At 71.4% G+C, this 14,887-nt stretch carries 18 protein-coding genes; 3 read left to right on the top strand and 15 right to left on the bottom strand.

Annotation, left to right across the window (positions count from 1 at the left end; translation table 11 throughout):
• The 13 genes from AB0F81_RS42995 to AB0F81_RS42935 form a co-directional block, all read right to left on the bottom strand.
• On the bottom strand, positions 1-205 hold a 205-nt coding region (locus tag AB0F81_RS42995), incomplete at its 3' end, for a hypothetical protein (RefSeq protein ID WP_360208339.1).
• A gap of 29 nt (positions 206-234) precedes the next feature.
• On the bottom strand, positions 235-537 hold the full coding sequence (locus AB0F81_RS42990) for a GNAT family N-acetyltransferase (protein WP_360208336.1): 303 nt from the start codon (positions 535-537) through the stop codon (positions 235-237).
• A 29-nt stretch (positions 538-566) separates the two neighbouring features.
• Positions 567-1,283: a hypothetical protein gene (locus tag AB0F81_RS42985; RefSeq protein WP_360208333.1), complete on the bottom strand. Its 717-nt coding sequence runs from the start codon at positions 1,281-1,283 to the stop codon at positions 567-569.
• Positions 1,284-1,431: 148 nt separating this feature from the next.
• Complete coding sequence (gene mctP / locus AB0F81_RS42980) at positions 1,432-3,078, bottom strand: monocarboxylate uptake permease MctP (protein ID WP_360208331.1); 1,647 nt, start codon at positions 3,076-3,078, stop codon at positions 1,432-1,434.
• Complete coding sequence (locus tag AB0F81_RS42975; RefSeq protein ID WP_360208328.1) at positions 3,075-3,293, bottom strand: DUF3311 domain-containing protein; 219 nt, start codon at positions 3,291-3,293, stop codon at positions 3,075-3,077. Before AB0F81_RS42975 ends, mctP begins: the two co-directional genes overlap by 4 nt.
• A 110-nt stretch (positions 3,294-3,403) precedes the next feature.
• On the bottom strand, positions 3,404-4,900 hold the full coding sequence (locus AB0F81_RS42970; RefSeq protein ID WP_360208325.1) for an MFS transporter: 1,497 nt from the start codon (positions 4,898-4,900) through the stop codon (positions 3,404-3,406).
• 3 nt (positions 4,901-4,903) lie between these two features.
• Entirely contained in the window at positions 4,904-5,104 is a 201-nt protein-coding gene (locus tag AB0F81_RS42965; RefSeq protein WP_360208322.1) for a DUF5708 family protein, read from the bottom strand.
• 104 nt (positions 5,105-5,208) lie between these two features.
• Positions 5,209-6,495 (bottom strand): glycoside hydrolase family 18 protein, encoded by a 1,287-nt coding sequence (locus AB0F81_RS42960; RefSeq protein ID WP_360208319.1) that lies wholly within the window; start codon positions 6,493-6,495, stop codon positions 5,209-5,211.
• Positions 6,496-6,577: 82 nt separating this feature from the next.
• A complete protein-coding gene (locus AB0F81_RS42955; protein WP_360208317.1) occupies positions 6,578-7,681 on the bottom strand; it encodes a bifunctional RNase H/acid phosphatase in 1,104 nt (367 codons plus the stop codon).
• Positions 7,678-8,412, bottom strand: coding sequence for a C4-type zinc ribbon domain-containing protein (locus AB0F81_RS42950; RefSeq protein WP_360208314.1), 735 nt, complete (start codon positions 8,410-8,412; stop codon positions 7,678-7,680). Before AB0F81_RS42950 ends, AB0F81_RS42955 begins: the two co-directional genes overlap by 4 nt.
• Positions 8,409-9,245 carry a Nif3-like dinuclear metal center hexameric protein gene (locus AB0F81_RS42945; protein ID WP_360208311.1) on the bottom strand — a complete coding sequence of 279 codons (837 nt, stop codon included), beginning with the start codon at positions 9,243-9,245 and terminating at the stop codon, positions 8,409-8,411. Before AB0F81_RS42945 ends, AB0F81_RS42950 begins: the two co-directional genes overlap by 4 nt.
• 19 nt (positions 9,246-9,264) lie before the next feature.
• Complete coding sequence (locus AB0F81_RS42940) at positions 9,265-9,852, bottom strand: flavoprotein (protein WP_360208309.1); 588 nt, start codon at positions 9,850-9,852, stop codon at positions 9,265-9,267.
• 49 nt (positions 9,853-9,901) lie between these two features.
• On the bottom strand, positions 9,902-11,128 hold the full coding sequence (locus tag AB0F81_RS42935; protein ID WP_360208307.1) for a helix-turn-helix domain-containing protein: 1,227 nt from the start codon (positions 11,126-11,128) through the stop codon (positions 9,902-9,904).
• Between the two features lie 224 nt (positions 11,129-11,352).
• Here AB0F81_RS42935 and AB0F81_RS42930 point away from each other — a divergent pair, with 224 nt between their 5' ends.
• A complete protein-coding gene (locus AB0F81_RS42930) occupies positions 11,353-11,991 on the top strand; it encodes a bifunctional DNA primase/polymerase (protein ID WP_360208304.1) in 639 nt (212 codons plus the stop codon).
• Between the two features lie 129 nt (positions 11,992-12,120).
• On the opposite strand, the gene AB0F81_RS42925 is transcribed toward AB0F81_RS42930, so the two are convergent.
• Both AB0F81_RS42925 and AB0F81_RS42920 read right to left on the bottom strand, forming a co-directional pair.
• Entirely contained in the window at positions 12,121-12,963 is an 843-nt protein-coding gene (locus AB0F81_RS42925) for a hypothetical protein (RefSeq protein ID WP_360208302.1), read from the bottom strand.
• A 159-nt stretch (positions 12,964-13,122) separates the two neighbouring features.
• The gene (locus AB0F81_RS42920) at positions 13,123-13,410 is read right to left on the bottom strand and encodes a hypothetical protein (protein ID WP_360208300.1); all 288 of its coding nucleotides are present in this window, start codon (positions 13,408-13,410) and stop codon (positions 13,123-13,125) included.
• Positions 13,411-13,504: 94 nt separating this feature from the next.
• Between AB0F81_RS42920 and AB0F81_RS42915 the strand changes: the two genes are divergently transcribed.
• Together AB0F81_RS42915 and AB0F81_RS42910 are read left to right on the top strand one after the other, a co-directional pair.
• Positions 13,505-14,038, top strand: coding sequence for a DUF402 domain-containing protein (locus AB0F81_RS42915; RefSeq protein WP_360208297.1), 534 nt, complete (start codon positions 13,505-13,507; stop codon positions 14,036-14,038).
• Between the two features lie 59 nt (positions 14,039-14,097).
• Entirely contained in the window at positions 14,098-14,589 is a 492-nt protein-coding gene (locus AB0F81_RS42910; RefSeq protein ID WP_360208295.1) for a hypothetical protein, read from the top strand.
• Positions 14,590-14,887: the final 298 nt, after the last annotated feature.

Raw genomic sequence — 14,887 nt, 5'->3', positions numbered from 1 at the left:
GGCATTCCTGCACGACTACAACCACCATCGACCCCACACCGCCATCGGCAAACGCGCACCCATCACCCGGTTGAACAACCTGGCTGGACATCACAACTAGGGCGGCGATGCCGAGGCCGGTCACGGTCAGAACGACGGCGACGATGCCGCTGTCCGACAGCAACCACGGCCAGCGAACGCTTTCGGTGCGGGCCTCGTCCGTCACGCACCTATCGTGGCCTATCCCCGCACGGGCTACTTAACCCGGCGGGTGGTGCGGGCGACCAGCTTGTCGTACTCGGGGTGCTTGTCGAGCCAGCCGGACAGGAACGGGCACATCGGCACTACGGTGCGGGACCTGGCGCGGGCGTCGTCCATCACCGCGCGGGCCAGCAGGGCGCCGACGCCCTGGCCCTCGAACTCCGGGACCACCTCGGTGTGGGTGTAGACGACGATCACGCCGCTCAGCTGATAGGTGACGACGCCGGCGAGGGTGCCCGCCTCGTCGCGCGCCTCGAAGCGTTCGCGGTCGGGCACGTCGGTCACAGTGAACGTCACCGGGACATCCAATCAGATCCACGGCCGGGTCATGGCGCGCGGTGGGCGCCGACGACCGTACGCCCGCCGTCCAGGAACTGGGTGATCTCGGCCTGGTCCATGACGTCCTTGGCGGCCCGCTCGCGGGCCCGTTCGGCGGCCCTGGCCGCCCGGAGGCGGGCCGCCTCGGCCCGCGCCGACTCCTCCGCCGCCTTCGCCGCCTGGTTCGCCCGGCGGGTCTCGGCGGCCTTGGCCGCGCGGGCCCGTGCCACCTCGGGGTCGAGTTTGCGGTTGGGCCGCACCTCGGTGATCACCGAGACCTCGCGTTCCTCGATCGCCGCGAAGTCCGGCCGGATCTTGGCGGCCACCCACTCGACGCCGGCGACCAGGCCGACCACCAGGGCGAAGATGATCCGCAGGCCGAGCGGGCCGGGTGCGGCGAAGTTGACCGCCGCGGAGATGGTCACCACGACGACGAGGATCTTCATGGCGGCCCGTTTGGCGTCGACCGCCATACCGGTGGTCTGGGTGATCGTCAGCATGGAGAGCATGGCCAGGTCGAAGACGGCCGGCACGATCCAGGCGAACATGCCGGCGCCGAGTTGGGCCAGGTAGTGCGCCTGATGCAGGTAGCTGGCGGTGAGTGCGCCGATCAGGATCAGGCCGTTGGCCCGCTTGATGATCCGGATGGCGCGCAGCATGCCGGGCACGGCGCCTTTGGCGTACTCGGTCGCGAACTGCTGCGTGAGAGTCGGCTGGGTCGGCAACGCAAGCTCCTCCGGGGGACGGCAGCGCGCCGCACCGGAGCGACAAAGGCGACGCCAGAGACAAACGCTAGCGGAAGGGACGCGAGTGGCGCTCCGATTCCGGATAAAGCGGCCTCGCCACATGAGGACGTGACGAGGCCGCCCGTCGCTACGTCGACGAGACGCTGTCCACGGTGGTGTCGCGCTGCCGTTCGATCCGCGGGTCGCCCTCGTCGGCGAAATAGTCGTCCGGCGTGGTGCCGTCCTCCCCCTCGGGTGTCTTCGCGGCCCGCAGCACCAGCGTGATGACGGCCGCGACCAGCAGGTTCACCAGCACCGTGACGAACCCGACGTAGATCGTCTTCTGGGTGTCGAACCCGAAGTCGGCGAGCGGGAACGCCGAGCCGCCGAAGTGCTTGCGCCCGGTCGCGGCGTTCGGGATCTGCCAGAGCATCCAGAACCCGAGGGCCATGCCGGCCGCCCAGCCCGCGATCAGCGCACCCCGGTGCAGCCAGCGGGTGTAGAGGCCGATCACCACGGCCGGCGCCGTCTGCAGGATGATCACGCCGCCGATGAGCTGCAGGTCGATGGAGAACTGCGGGTCCAGGAAGACGATGCAGGCCACCGCGCCGACCTTCACCACCAGCGAGGTGATCTTGGCGACGTTCGCCTCCTGCGCGTGGGTGGCGTCCTTGCGCAGGTACTCCTTGTAGATGTTGCGGGTGAACAGGTTCGCCGCGGCGATCGACATGATCGCGGCCGGCACCAGCGCGCCGATGCCGATCGCGGCGAACGCGATACCCGCGAACCAGGACGGGAACTGCTGGTCGAACAGCAGCGGCACCACGGTGTTGCTGTCCACGCTGCCGGGGTTCGCCCCCGGCAGGGGCTTCACCCCGGCCGAGATGGCCATGTAACCCAGCAGCGCGATCAGGCCGAGCAGCAGACTGTACGCCGGCAGCGCCGACATGTTCCGCTTGATCACGTCCCGGTTCCGGCTGGCCAGCACGCCCGTGATGCTGTGCGGGTAGAGGAAGAGCGCCAGCGCCGACCCGAGCGCCAGGGTGAAGTACTGCACCTGGTTGTTGGCGCTGAGCAGGATGCCGTCGTTCGGGTTCGGTGACGCCTGGAACTTCTGGTCCGCGGCGTCGAAGATCGCACCCCAGCCGCCGAGCTTGTACGGCAGCCAGAGCACCGCCACCAGGATCACGATGTAGATCAGCGTGTCCTTCACGAACGCGATCAGCGCCGGCGCCCGCAGCCCGGACTGGTACGTGTAAGCGGCCAGGATGGCGAACGCGATAATGATCGGCAGGTGCCGGGCGAGTGCGCTCTCCCCGGTCACGCCCATCGTCTTGAGCACCGCTTCGATGCCGATCAACTGCAGCGCGATGTACGGCATGGTCGCCACGATCCCGGTGATCGCGACCAGCAGCGCCAGGGTCGGCGAGTCGAACCGGGTCCGTACGAAGTCGGCCGGGGTGACGAAGCCGTGCCGGTGCGACACCGACCAGAGCCGGATCAGGATCAGGAAGAACAGCGGGTAGATGACCACGGTGTAGGGCACCGCGAAGAACCCGGCCGCCCCGGCCCCGAAGATCAGCGCCGGCACCGCGACGAAGGTGTACGCCGTGTACAGGTCACCGCCGACCAGGAACCAGGTGATCCAGCCGCCGAAGCTGCGCCCGCCCAGTCCCCACTCGTCGAGGTGGGCCATGTCCTTCGGGGCCCGCCACCGGGACGCGACGAAGCCCATCCCGCTGACCAGCAGGAACAGCAGCGTGAAGATGACGATCTCGGTGATGTGATCTCTCATCGCCGGCTCCGCTTCGTCATCTGGTAGACCACCGTGGTGGTGGTGACGCCGAGCAGGATGAAGGCGAACTGCAGCCAGTAGAAGAGCGGGAAGCCGGCCAGGCGCGGCTCGTCGTGGTTGTAGAGGAAGGTCAGCAGCGGCACCACGATCGGGATGAGAAGCAGCCAGTTCCAGGGGCTTCTATCGCTGCGCGGCGGGCGGTCCGGCTCAGCCATGGGACTCCTTCGTCAGCAGTGCGTGTGGTTCACGTCACGCTAACGAGCGCTCGGATGATCGGGCGATCCCCGATGCGCCGAACGGGTGTGGTCTTGCGCCGAACGGGCGGTCATCGCCGCTGCCGGAAGACCGTCACGGCTGTCCAGATCACATCGATCACCACGATGATCGTCCAGACCCGGCCCGCGCCGTAGGCGATGCCGGCGAGCCCCTCCAACGGCACGTCACGTTGCCCGCTGAGCGGGTCGACGGCGCCGGTGGCGAGATCGCGCACCCAGGAGAGATCGAGGACAGCGAGGACGGCCTGCACCGCCAGGTAGAGCGCGACGTGCTCACCGAGCTTCCGCCCCGCGGAGCGTGCCGGTTTCGGGCGCGGATCGGTGCGCACCTCCACACGCTGCTCCGGCGGCACCACGGAGGCGGGACGATCGGCGCGGGCGGGACGATCGGCCGGGGCCGGACGATCGGCGACGCCCAGGGCCCGCACCGACCACGGCACCAGACCGGCGCCGGCCAGGATGATCACGGCGAGGGCCAGGCAGGCCACCGGCCACGGCGACACGTCGTAGAGGGTTCCGGCGAGCAGCGAACCGGCCAGCGAGCCGAGCAGGACCGCCGACTCGTAGAGACCCATGCCGCGGCCGACCCGGGCGCCGGACGCCTCGGCGACGACCGCCTGCTGGACCGGGATCACGGCCGCCCACGCCACGCCGCTGAGCACCCAGAGCAGCGCGATCACCACCGGGTGCGGCGCCCAGGCCAGCCCGGTCGCGAACACCGCGCTGGAGATCGACGCCAGCGCCAGGACGCGGACCCGGCCGAAGCGGAGCACGAACCGATGCAGATGCACGGGGAGCACCGCCATCGCGATCGCACCCGGCAGGAACACGTACGCGATCTGGACGATCTCCAGCTGGAAGTGCCGCTGCAGGTGCAGCAGCAGGAGCAGGGCGATCGCCGCCTCCGCCGCCATGGTCACCAGGACGGCCAGCAGCATCGGGCGCAGCCGCCGCGCGACGCCACCGGGAAGCTCCGGCGCCGCGGGCACCACCCGCCGCGGTGCGCTCGCCAGCGCCACGGCGGCGGCCAGGCACGCGCCCGCGCAGGCGAGGAAGACGGTCCGGTAGCCGAAGAGGCTGAGCAGCGACAGGCCCGCGACGAAGGCCACCCACGCACCGGTCTCCTCCGCGGCGGTCAGGCGCGGGTAGACGGCGCTGTCCTCGGCCAGCCGCTCGCCGGCCATCGCCCGCACGGCCACCCAGAGCAGTGCCCCGCCCAGGCCACCGAGCACCGCCGCCGCGTAGGCCTGCGGCAGGCCGCCGGCCAGCGCGTATCCGAGGCAGGAGAGCGCGTAGATCAGTGCGCCGGCGGCGGCCACGAACCGGCGCTCGCACGCGTCGGCGAGCATCCCGGCGAACGGGCGGACCACCACCGACACCGCCAGCTCCGCCGCGACCAGCGCACCCACCTGGGTGGCGCTCGCGCCCAGGGCCGCGCCGGCCCACAGCGGCAGGAGGAAGTCGAGCAGCTCGACCGGGCCGTTCGCCAGCGTCGCGGCCAGCAGGACCCGGGATTCCCGGCGCCGGGCCGGAGCGAGGACCGCCATGGGTCAGCGCCGCGCGGCGCCCGGCCCGCGGGCGGTGAGGTAAAGGCCGTAGGCCAGCTCCAGGCCGCCGACCACCATCATGACGACCCCGACCTTGGTCAAGGTGAGGACCGGGATCTCGACGTCACCGGCGAACAGCCAGAGCAGCAGGCCGACGACCAGTGTCGCCGAGCCGGTCAGCAGATTCTTTCTCGCGGCACTCATCGATTCCCCCGTCGATCGGACCTCGACCGGGAATCTATCGCCGCGGACCGGTCCGCGCGTCCATCCAAAGTTGTATCCGGACGGGCGCGCGGACCGAAACGCCCCTACTGCAGGCCGGCGGCGATCGCCTTGGTCAGCGAGGCCTTCTCGTCGTCACCGTCGAGCGACCACATCATCGCGCCGCCGAGACCCTTGAGCCGGATGTAGAGCGACTTCTGCAGCAGCACGGCCGGGTCGTCGTACGTCCAGAAGGTCGTCCCGTCGTAGAGCCAGGCGTGCCCGTTGAGCAGGTCGCGGTGCACGGTGTAACCCTGCGCCGGAAGCTGCTTGAGGCGCTTGTAGTCCTCGGTGCCGCCGCCGAAGGCGCTCGGCGCCGGGCCGGTGGCGGCGCCGAACAGGCCGTCGCGGCCGCCGGTGACTCCGGTCCAGCCCTGCCCGTAGTACGGCACGCCGAGGATCAGCTTGCGCTTCGGCGCCCCGCCGGCGATCCACGCGTTGATCGTGTTCTCCACCGAGAAGTCGGGGTTGTCGGGCGCGCCCTTCGGCACCCGCAGCGCCGACTGCTGGTTGGCGACCGGCTCCCAGGTGCCGTGGAAGTCGTAGCCCTGCACGGTCGCGAAGTCCAGGTACTTGAAGATCTTGTCGACCTCGAAGCCGGCGGTGATCTTCGCGGGCGCGGCCGGCACGAACGCGGTGAGCTCGTACTTCTTCCGGTTGGCCCGGCCGAGCTTGTCGAGCTGGGTACGGAACTCGGCGAGCAGCGCGGTGAAGTTCTGCTTGTCCTCGGGCCGGATGATGTTGCCGGCGTTGCCGGACGAGCCGGGCCACTCCCAGTCCAGGTCGATGCCGTCGAAGATGCCGGCCGCGGTGCCCGCCGGCAGACCCGGCAGGTTGCCCTTGATCCACAGGTCGATGCAGGACGAGACCAGCTTCTTGCGCGAGGCGTCGGTCAGGACGGCGTCCGAGAAGTACGCCGAGCCGGTCCAGCCGCCGAGCGAGATCAGCGCCTTGAGCTTGGGGTTCTTCTTCTTGATCTCGGCCAGCTGGTTGAGGTTGCCGGCGATCGGCTGGCCGGCCACGTCGGCGACGCCGTCCACGCTGTTCTCCGCGGAGAACGGCGTCTGCCAGTCGGCCCATGGGTCGGCCGAGTCGCAGACCCCGGCGGCGGTGACCGGCCCGAACGCGTAGTTGATGTGGGTCAGCTTGGCCGCCGCGCCGGACTGCTGCACATCGGCGAGCTGGAAGTCCCGGCCGTAGATGCCCCACTGGGTGAAGTAGGCGACCTTGAGATATGAGTCGTTCCCATGTGCCTGTGCGGGAGTCGGTGCGGCAGCCACGACGGCCGCGGCGGCAGCCGTCACGGCGACGAGGCGGCGGGTGAAACCGCGCATGAGCCCTCCAGGGCGAAACGTTGAAGAAAGTTTCCTAATCGAGGAAGCTAAACGTCCCGCCCCGAAGGGTCAATAACCTCGCCTATCGAAGATGAGCCGTCTCGTTGACCGAGCGCACCGCGATGTTGCCGTCCGGCCAGACGTCCATCGTGGAGACCCCGGCGGCGTCCAGGAAGAGCCGGTGCAGGAACGCGTCGCCTGCGGCGAGCGCGTCCCGCAGGATCAGCTTGATCGGCGAGACGTGCGACACCAGCACGACGGTCTTCCCGGGGTACGCCGAGAGCACGGTCGCCATGGCAGCCCGCACTCGTTTGGCGACCGCCTGGAAGGACTCCCCGCCCGGCGGGGCGACACTGGTCGACTCCAGCCACGCCGTCATCTCGTCCGGCCACGTCTCCTGCACCTCGGCGAAGGTGCGGGCCTCCCAGGCGCCGAAGTCGCACTCGATCAGGTCGTCCAGCACCGTCACCGGCACGCCACCCACCTCGGCGGCGATCAGCTCAGCCGTACGCGTACACCGGGAAAGGGGTGAGCTGAGGACCGCCGCGACGTCGCGGCTGATGCCCGCCACCCGCCCGGCCGCGGCCATGGCCTGCGCCTCGCCCTCGTCGGTGAGCGGCACGTCGCCGCGCCCGGAGTAGCGGCCCTGCGAGGTCAGCGACGTCGAACCGTGCCGGACCAGGATGATCCGGGTCGCGTGCTCCAGCGACGGCGGCGCCCACGAGCGCGGCTTGGCCGGCGCCGCGGGTTCGGGCGTCACGTCCGGGACCCGCTTGCCGGCTGCCTCGTCCATCGCCCGGTTGGCCAGCGCGTCGGCCGCCTTGTTCCGGTCCCGGGGGATCCAGTCGAAGGTGACCTCGCCGAACTTGCCGACCAGCGCGGCCGCCTCGGCCGCGAGCGGCCGCAGACCCGCGTTCTTGATCTGCCAGCGGCCGCACATCTGCTCGATGACCAGCTTGGAGTCCATCCGGACGTCGACCCGGTCGGCGTTCAGCTCGGCGGCGGCGCGCAGGCCGGCGATCAGCCCGGAGTACTCGGCCACGTTGTTCGTGGCGATCCCGAGCGAGTCGTAGCGCTCCAGCAGGATCTCGCCGGTGGCGGCCTCCCGGACCACCGCGCCGTAACCGGCCGGCCCCGGGTTGCCCCGCGACCCGCCGTCCGCCTCGACGACGACGTGCAGACTCACAGGCCCGACTCCGAGGTCCGGACCATGATCCGGCGGCACTCCTCGCAGCGGACCACCTCGTCGGCCGGGGCCGCCTTCACCCGGGCCAGGTCGGCGCCGTAGAGCTCGATCCGGCAGGCGCCGCAGCGGCCCGCGTGCACCAGCGCCGCGCCCATCCCGGTCTCGGTGCGGATCTTGTCGTAGAGGGTGACCAGGTCAGCCGGCAGGTCCGCGGCGAGCGGCACCCGGGCCGCCGTCTTGAACTCCTGCTCCTTGGTGATCTCGGCGAGGCCCTCGTCGCGGCGCCGCTCGGCGTCGGCACGCCGCCCGGCCGCCGCCGACAACCGCTCCTGCACCTCGGCCAGCGTGGCCGCCGCGGTCTCCCGCTGCTCCATCAGCTCCAGCTCGGCGTCCTCCAGCTCGGACTGCCGGCGTTTGAGCGTGGCCAGCTCGTGCTCGAGACCCTCGATCTCCTTCAGCGCGCCACCGGACTTGAGCCGCTGCTCGTCGCGCTCCTTGCGGATCCGCACCTGCTCGATGTCCTTCTCGTAGCGGGAGATGTCCCGGTCCAGGTCGTCGACCGCGACCTGGGCACGGACCCGCTCGTCCTCCAGCGCGGAGAGCTCCCGCGCGACGGCGTCGATCTCGGCCAGCTCGGGCAGCGTCTTGCGCCGGTGGGTGAGCTGGGCCAGGGCGGTGTCGACGGCCTGCAGGTCGAGCAGGCGGCGCTGGGCTTCCGGGGCGGCCTTCACGGGTGGGTCTCCTTCGCAGAAGCGGAATGGACGGTCCAGGGATCGGTGTCCAGGTCGGACACCACCACGTCGAGGGGGAACTCGGAGCGCAGCCAGGCCGCCACGTCGTCCAGCCAGGGACGCTCGCTCGCCCAGTGTGCGACGTCGAGAAGCGCCGGGCCACCATCGGCGAGATGCTCACTCACCGGGTGATGCCGCAGATCGGCGCAGAGGTAGGCATCGACACCGGCACGCGCGGCGCCGGCCAGGAAGGAGTCACCCGCGCCACCACAGACCGCGACCGTACGGATCTCGCGCTCCGGATCGCCGGCCGCGCGCACCCCGGCGGCCGTCCGCGGCAGATTCCGCGCGGCGAGCCCTGCCAGCTCCGCGAGAGTGACCGGCCCCGGCAGCTCGCCGATCCGGCCCAGGCCCCGCCCGTCACCGGCGGCCGCACCCTCGGCCGGCACCAGCGGCCGCAGGGCGGTCAGGCCCAGCCGGGCGGCGAGGGCGTCGGAGACACCGGGATTGGCCACGTCCGCGTTCGTGTGCGCGGTGTAGAGCGCCACGCCGGCCCGGATCAGCCGGTGCACGATCCGGCCCTTGAAGGTGTCCGGGGCGATCGACGACACCGGCTTGAGCAGCAACGGGTGGTGGGCGACGATCAGGTCCGCCCCGATCGAGAGCGCCTCGTCGACGGTCTCCGGCACGCAGTCGACCACGCACAGGACACGGGTGACGGCGTGCTCGAACTCGCCGAGCACCAGCCCGACCTTGTCCCAGGACTCCGCCCAGCTCCGCGGGTACCGCGCGTCCAGGGCGTCCACCACTTCGCGGACAGTGCAGTCGGTCACGAAGGCAAACTCTATATGGCTAGGAAACCGCCCCAGGCTCGACTCGGCTGGTCGCGGCCGTGACGGTGGGTGTAACGGCCTGCAGCGCCCGGCGCCACGGGAACTGCCCGCGGAACCGGTCGGTCTGGCCGGGCCCGCCGAGCCGGCAGACGTCCTCGCCGTAGAGCACGTGTACCCCCCAGTCGCGCAGCTTGGCGAGGCTCTCGTGCAGCGCCGGGTGCAGCGCCATCACCTTGTTGGTGTACGGCACCACGGCGGTCGGCACGCCGTAGCCGTACCCCTCGACGAGCAGTCCGAGCACCAGCGTGTCGGTGATCCCGGCCGCCCACTTGTTGACCGTGTTGACGGTGGCCGGAGCGACGATCATCGCGTCCGCGGGCGGCAGCACGTCCGGGTCGCCGGGGCTCTTGTAGGCGGAACGCACCGGATGTCCGGTCTGCGCCTGCAGAGCCGCCACGTCGACGAACTTGCGGCCGTCCGGGGTCGTCACCACGCACACGTCCCAGCCCTCGTTCTGGGCGAGGGTGACGAGGATTCCGACGTCCCGGGCCATCGGTGAGCCGCAGACCAGCACGTACAGCACACCGGGTAAGGCTTTACCCGTCATCACGTGCAAAACCCCCCACCCGCCACCCAAGAACGGAAGGAGGCCCTCCTCATACGCCGACTCCCATCTGCTCTGCCAGCTCCGCGATGGGAGCCGGGGGCGCGCCCCGGGTCCGCCGGAGCACGTCGGAAAGGACTTCGTGGGCGAGCGGCCGGCAGCGGATCTCGGACGGGGCGAGCCGGTCGCCCTCCAGCAGCATCTCGCCGGCCTTCTCCACGTCACCGACCTGCGTGTAACCGCGGGCGATGTCGAGGTAGTGATGGGCACGCCGCTCCGGGAGCATGGCGTTGAACCCGTCCTTGTTCATCCGCTCGTGCGCCTCCACCGCCAGCCGGCCGTCGCCGAGCTCGACCGCGGTCGCGCAGCGGTGCAGCTGCACGTTGGTCGGCCCGAAACTGGTCCAGTAGTGGTTGAAGTCGCCGCCCAGCTCCAGCGACGCCTGCTCGGCCCCGCTGAGAAGATCCCGTACGGTCGCGCTGTCGCCGATCCGGGCGGCCGACATCGCGCCGTTGAGCAGCAGCATCCCGTACACCGAGAGCTGTTCCCCGCGGGCCCGGTCCGGGCCCGGCGCGAGCCGGTTGGCGATGTTGACGTTCACCTCGAGCGACGGGCGCACCCGCCCGAGCGCGAGCAGCGCGCTGCCCACCCGGTAACTGGCCAGCCCGGCCAGCAGCTGGTCGCCGGCCCGCTGCGAGACCGCGATCGATCGGTCCGCGGCCAGCCAGGAGAGTTCGTGCTCACCGACCTTGCGCAGCGCCGACGAGGCGATCTGGTAGACCTGCCCGAGCAGGTGCGCGGCGTGCGGCGCCTCGTCGCTGTTCGCGTGGGCGCTGTCCGCGGCCTGCGCGTCGCGCAGCAGCTTCGGCAGGGCGCGGGCCAGGACGCCGTACTTGGCGTGCTGGTAGGTCAGCCAGGCATGACTGACCGCTTTCCGCATCTCGGCAAGCGGCGGTGAATGTGGCACCGCTTGAAAGAAAGCGCTCATCTGGTCATATCGCTCCAGAGCCGCCCGAATCTCCTCGACCTCCACCTGGTCGATGCAGTTCTGCGTCTCTGGCTTGCGCTCCACCTCCTTGCCCAGCAGGAGCTGGACATCGACCTGGAGCACGTCGGCGATGTCGTACACGACAGAGAACTTGTCGAGCCGGCGGACTCCCCGCTCCACCTTGTCGACCCAGCTCTTCGATTTGCCCAGCCGGTCCGCGAACACCTGCTGGGACATTTTGCGTCGGCCCCGCCAATAGGCGACGCGGCGGCCGATTGGCAGCTCGTCCACGGTGCCTCCCCCACTCAACCGGCGGCTCATCCGCCGGTGAGCCATCCGGTGTCAATCGCAGTGTGGACCGCTCACGTGCGCACAGATCGCACAGCGTGTGTGATCGCCTGCTCACCGATGCTCGTAGTTTTCGTTGCAAGTTGCAAAGGGTGGATCTGACCGAGCCAACGACGAACGTCGCATCGGGATACGGCCTCTCCATCCGCCTCCGGGGGTATCGAGCCATGCAGTGGACCAGCAGTCAGCCGTTCGTCCCACCGTCGCTTCTCGATCGACTCGACCGGGTGCGCCTGCGCCGGGCCGCCCTGCGTTACGCCGAGCACGGCTGGCCGGTGACGCCGGGGTCGTACCTGACCGGCCACCGGTTCCACTGTGACCGGCCGGGCTGCCCGATCACCGGGTGCCATCCGGCGCTCGACACCTGGGCGGAGTCCGCCTCCGGCGACCCCGCCCGGATCACCGGCTGGTGGCGGCACCGGCCGCACGCCGTCCTGCTCACCACCGGCGAGAGCTTCGACGTCCTGGAGGTGCCGGCGCCGCTGGCCCGGCGGGCGCACGGCCTCGGCCCGGCAGCGGTCACCGCCACCGGACGCTGGATGCTGATGGTCCGCCCCGGCCGCCCCCTGTGCCCGGAGCTGGAGCGGCGTCTCGACGTGATCCGGCACGGCGTCGGATCGTGGATCCCGGCGCCGCCGAGCCGCATGGTCGAGGGCCCGGTGCGCTGGGCCGTCCCGCCGGAGCAGGTGGGCTGGCGATTGCCGGACGCCGAGATGGTGCAGGAGCGGATCGCCGCGGCCCTCGGCCCGGTGCCCGGCCGGCCGATCGTTCCCCGCCAACTGTCCACGTCGCGCAGGGCGGCCTGACCGCCACGCCGAGCGGGCAGCCGGTGCCGGAGGGTGGACCCGGGTACACATGTCGATTGCCAACGTATCCACATCGGCGACCTGCAGCGAGTCACCCGATCAGGTGAGCGCCGTGAGTGAACGCGCGGATCAGGCAGCCAGGTCGCGGTAGGCGGCGATCACGGCCTCGGTGCGGTCGGCCAGTTCCGGTCCACTCTCGGCCACGGCGGGAGCACCGGTCACCCGGGCGAGGGTGCGCTCGGCGTACCGCGCGGTGGCGGCCACCTGACGCTCGCGGATGAAGCTCTCGCCGGCCCGGGCCGCGGTGTCGATGCTGCCCAGGATCCGGTGCACGGCGGAGTCCGCCTCGCGCCACAGCTCCGCGGCCCGCTCGCACTGCGCCGCGACCGCCGAGCGTGCCGGGCTGTCCGCCGGGATGTCCGCCTCGCGGACCGCCGCCAGCTCGCCGCGCAGCCGGCGCAGCTCCTGCCGCTGCGACAGCACGTCGGCCAGCTCGTCCAGGGCGCGGGTGAGCGACCGGTCGGCCAGGACCGGGTCGATCATGCCGGCGAGGGCCGGCCAGGTCTTGCGGACCCGGCGCGAGGCGATCAGGGCGCCCTCGAACGCGGTGCGCTCGGGCGCGGTCCAGAGCACCCGCGAGTCCGGGTCACGCGGCACGGCGAGCGCGGCCGGCTGCGCGGCGCGCGCCTGCAGCCGCCACATCGTGGCGACCAGGGCGGCGCTGCCGGCGGCCGGCAGCCACCAGCTCAGACCGAACGCGCTGAGCACCGCGCAGAACAGGATCAACGGCAGCGCCAGCCGAGCGGCGCTGGTCAGCCGCTCCTCGCGGCGGCGCCCCGAGGGCGGCCGCGGCACGGCCTCGATCAACGATCCGGTCCGGGTCCGGCGCAGCCGTCCGCTGCGAGCCTTGACCGGGTACGGAGAAACGACCACCTTCTCGCAGTCGGAGCCGATGTGCAGTTCCGTGCCCATGCCGGCCTCCGTGCGTCTCGCCTGTTCCTCCGGGCGGGCCCCGGCCGCCGAGGGGAAACCGGCCCGGACCCGCCCACCGCGGGCGTTCCCCGCAGGTGCCATAGGAATCGGTGGCCGGTGGGCCGAGTTGAGCCGGGCCCCGTTGCACCCTGGTTGCGCTCAGTCGAAGAGCCGGAACACGAACCGGTCGGCCCAGTTCTTGCCCTCGTCGCCGGCCTCGATGGTCTGCAGCAGGGCGACGAACTCGTCGAATCGGGCGTTGCCCAGAACCATCCGCAGCGCCGTGCCGTTGATGCAGGTGAGCTGCACCGGCCGGGGGTCGCCGGCGGCCAGGCGGCGGTGCAGCGAGACCAGGCCCGGCCGGTAGGTGGGCCCGTAACCGAAGGCGCCCGCCAGCCGCAGGTGCAGATCCGTCTCGTCCAGGACGCATCGCCCGTCGATGACCACCTTCACCCCGGAGGTAACGACCGGGCCGGAGTCGCCGTCCCGCCACGACGGCCGAAATCCCTCGATGGGGAGCCGGCGGCTAGCCTCTCCAGCCGTGGACGTGGTCGAGCTGATGTTGCGCAAGTACGACGGCCGCCCGCACCGCCGGGTCACCGGCCGGCTGCTCGGCACCGACGAGTACGGCACGTGGATCGGCACGCCGCGCGGCTCGGTGGTCCGCTACAGCTACGGGTGGCGCCGGGTCGAGTTCACCCGGGAGGACTCGGTCCGCCTGCTCCCGCACGACGGCTGGTGGATGGCGATGTTCCTGGCCGAGCCGAACCGCAAGGACGTCTACTGCGACGTGACCACCCCGGCGCAGCGGACCGCACCGGGCCAGTTCACCGTGATCGACCTGGATCTGGACCTGATCCGCTACCGCGCCGACCACCGCGTGGTGATCGACGACGAGGACGAGTTCGCCGAGCACCGCCACCGCTTCGGTTACCCCGACGAGGTGGTGACCCGGGCGACCGGCGCCGTCGCGGAGCTGCGCGACGCCCTGGCCGGCAACCACGAGCCGTTCGCCGCCCATTACCGCGCCTGGATGGGCCGGCTCACCGGGGCCCGGCGCCGCTGGTTCCGCTGACCGCGGCCGCCCCGCGCCGCCGCCGGGAAACTGTCAGAGGGTAGCCCTAGGGTCACCCCATGAACGACACGACACTCCTGACCGCCCCGATCACCCTCGACCGCCGCCTCCTGATCGGCGAGACGGAATACCAGGTCACCGTCTTCCCGACCGATGACCGCCGGCTCGATCTGTGCATCGTGAGCAGTGACGGCGACGGCCGGGTGGTGAGCGAGATCAGCGGCGGCATCGCCCCGTCCGACCTGACCGGCCTCACCGACGTCCTCGGCTCCACGCTGGCCGGCCTGATCGCCATGACCCGCCCGCCGGCGGCCCGCGTCCCACCGCCCCCGCAGCAGCGTGACCGGCCGCCCAACCGCGGCGCCCGCTGGACCCCGGAGGACGACACCCGCCTGCACACCCGCTTCCACTCCGGCGCGTCCCTCACCGACCTGGCCACCGAGTTCGGCCGCACCGAGGGCGGCATCCGAGCCCGCCTGGAGCACCTGGGCGACCTGCCGCCCAGCGGCCGCTGGCCAACACCCACCCCGCAGCCACCGCCCGCAGAGTAAAGCGCACCGGGCCCACCCCGCAGCCACCGCCCGCGAAGTGAAGCGCGCCGGGCCCACCTCACAGCGACCCACCGCCGATTGAAGCGCAACAGATTCACCCGGCCGCCAGCACCGCAACGCGGGGTTTCCGGGGGCTCGGCCCCCGGAGCAGGCATGACGTGAGGCCCCGGTCCGCGCAATCTGCGGACAGGGACCACCGCCTCACGCGGGGTTTCCGGGGGCTCGGCCCCCGGAGCAGGCATGACGTGAGGCCCCGGTCCGCGCAATCTGCGGACAGGGACCACCGCCTCACGCGGGG

The sequence above is a fragment of the Actinoplanes sp. NPDC024001 genome (genome assembly GCF_040638955.1).
Taxonomy (GTDB): domain Bacteria; phylum Actinomycetota; class Actinomycetes; order Mycobacteriales; family Micromonosporaceae; genus Actinoplanes.
This window is presented reverse-complemented; position numbering and strand designations above follow the sequence as displayed.

Excerpts from the sequence above, each read along its gene's own strand:
- mctP (WP_360208331.1), bottom strand. The coding sequence starts at position 3,078 with ATGAGAGATCACATCACCGAGATCGTCATCTTCACGCTGCTGTTCCTG.
- AB0F81_RS42975 (WP_360208328.1), bottom strand. The coding sequence starts at position 3,293 with ATGGCTGAGCCGGACCGCCCGCCGCGCAGCGATAGAAGCCCCTGGAAC.
- AB0F81_RS42970 (WP_360208325.1), bottom strand. The coding sequence starts at position 4,900 with ATGGCGGTCCTCGCTCCGGCCCGGCGCCGGGAATCCCGGGTCCTGCTG.
- AB0F81_RS42965 (WP_360208322.1), bottom strand. The coding sequence starts at position 5,104 with ATGAGTGCCGCGAGAAAGAATCTGCTGACCGGCTCGGCGACACTGGTC.
- AB0F81_RS42960 (WP_360208319.1), bottom strand. The coding sequence starts at position 6,495 with ATGCGCGGTTTCACCCGCCGCCTCGTCGCCGTGACGGCTGCCGCCGCG.
- AB0F81_RS42940 (WP_360208309.1), bottom strand. The coding sequence starts at position 9,852 with ATGACGGGTAAAGCCTTACCCGGTGTGCTGTACGTGCTGGTCTGCGGC.
- AB0F81_RS42930 (WP_360208304.1), top strand. The coding sequence starts at position 11,353 with ATGCAGTGGACCAGCAGTCAGCCGTTCGTCCCACCGTCGCTTCTCGAT.
- AB0F81_RS42925 (WP_360208302.1), bottom strand. The coding sequence starts at position 12,963 with ATGGGCACGGAACTGCACATCGGCTCCGACTGCGAGAAGGTGGTCGTT.
- AB0F81_RS42910 (WP_360208295.1), top strand. The coding sequence starts at position 14,098 with ATGAACGACACGACACTCCTGACCGCCCCGATCACCCTCGACCGCCGC.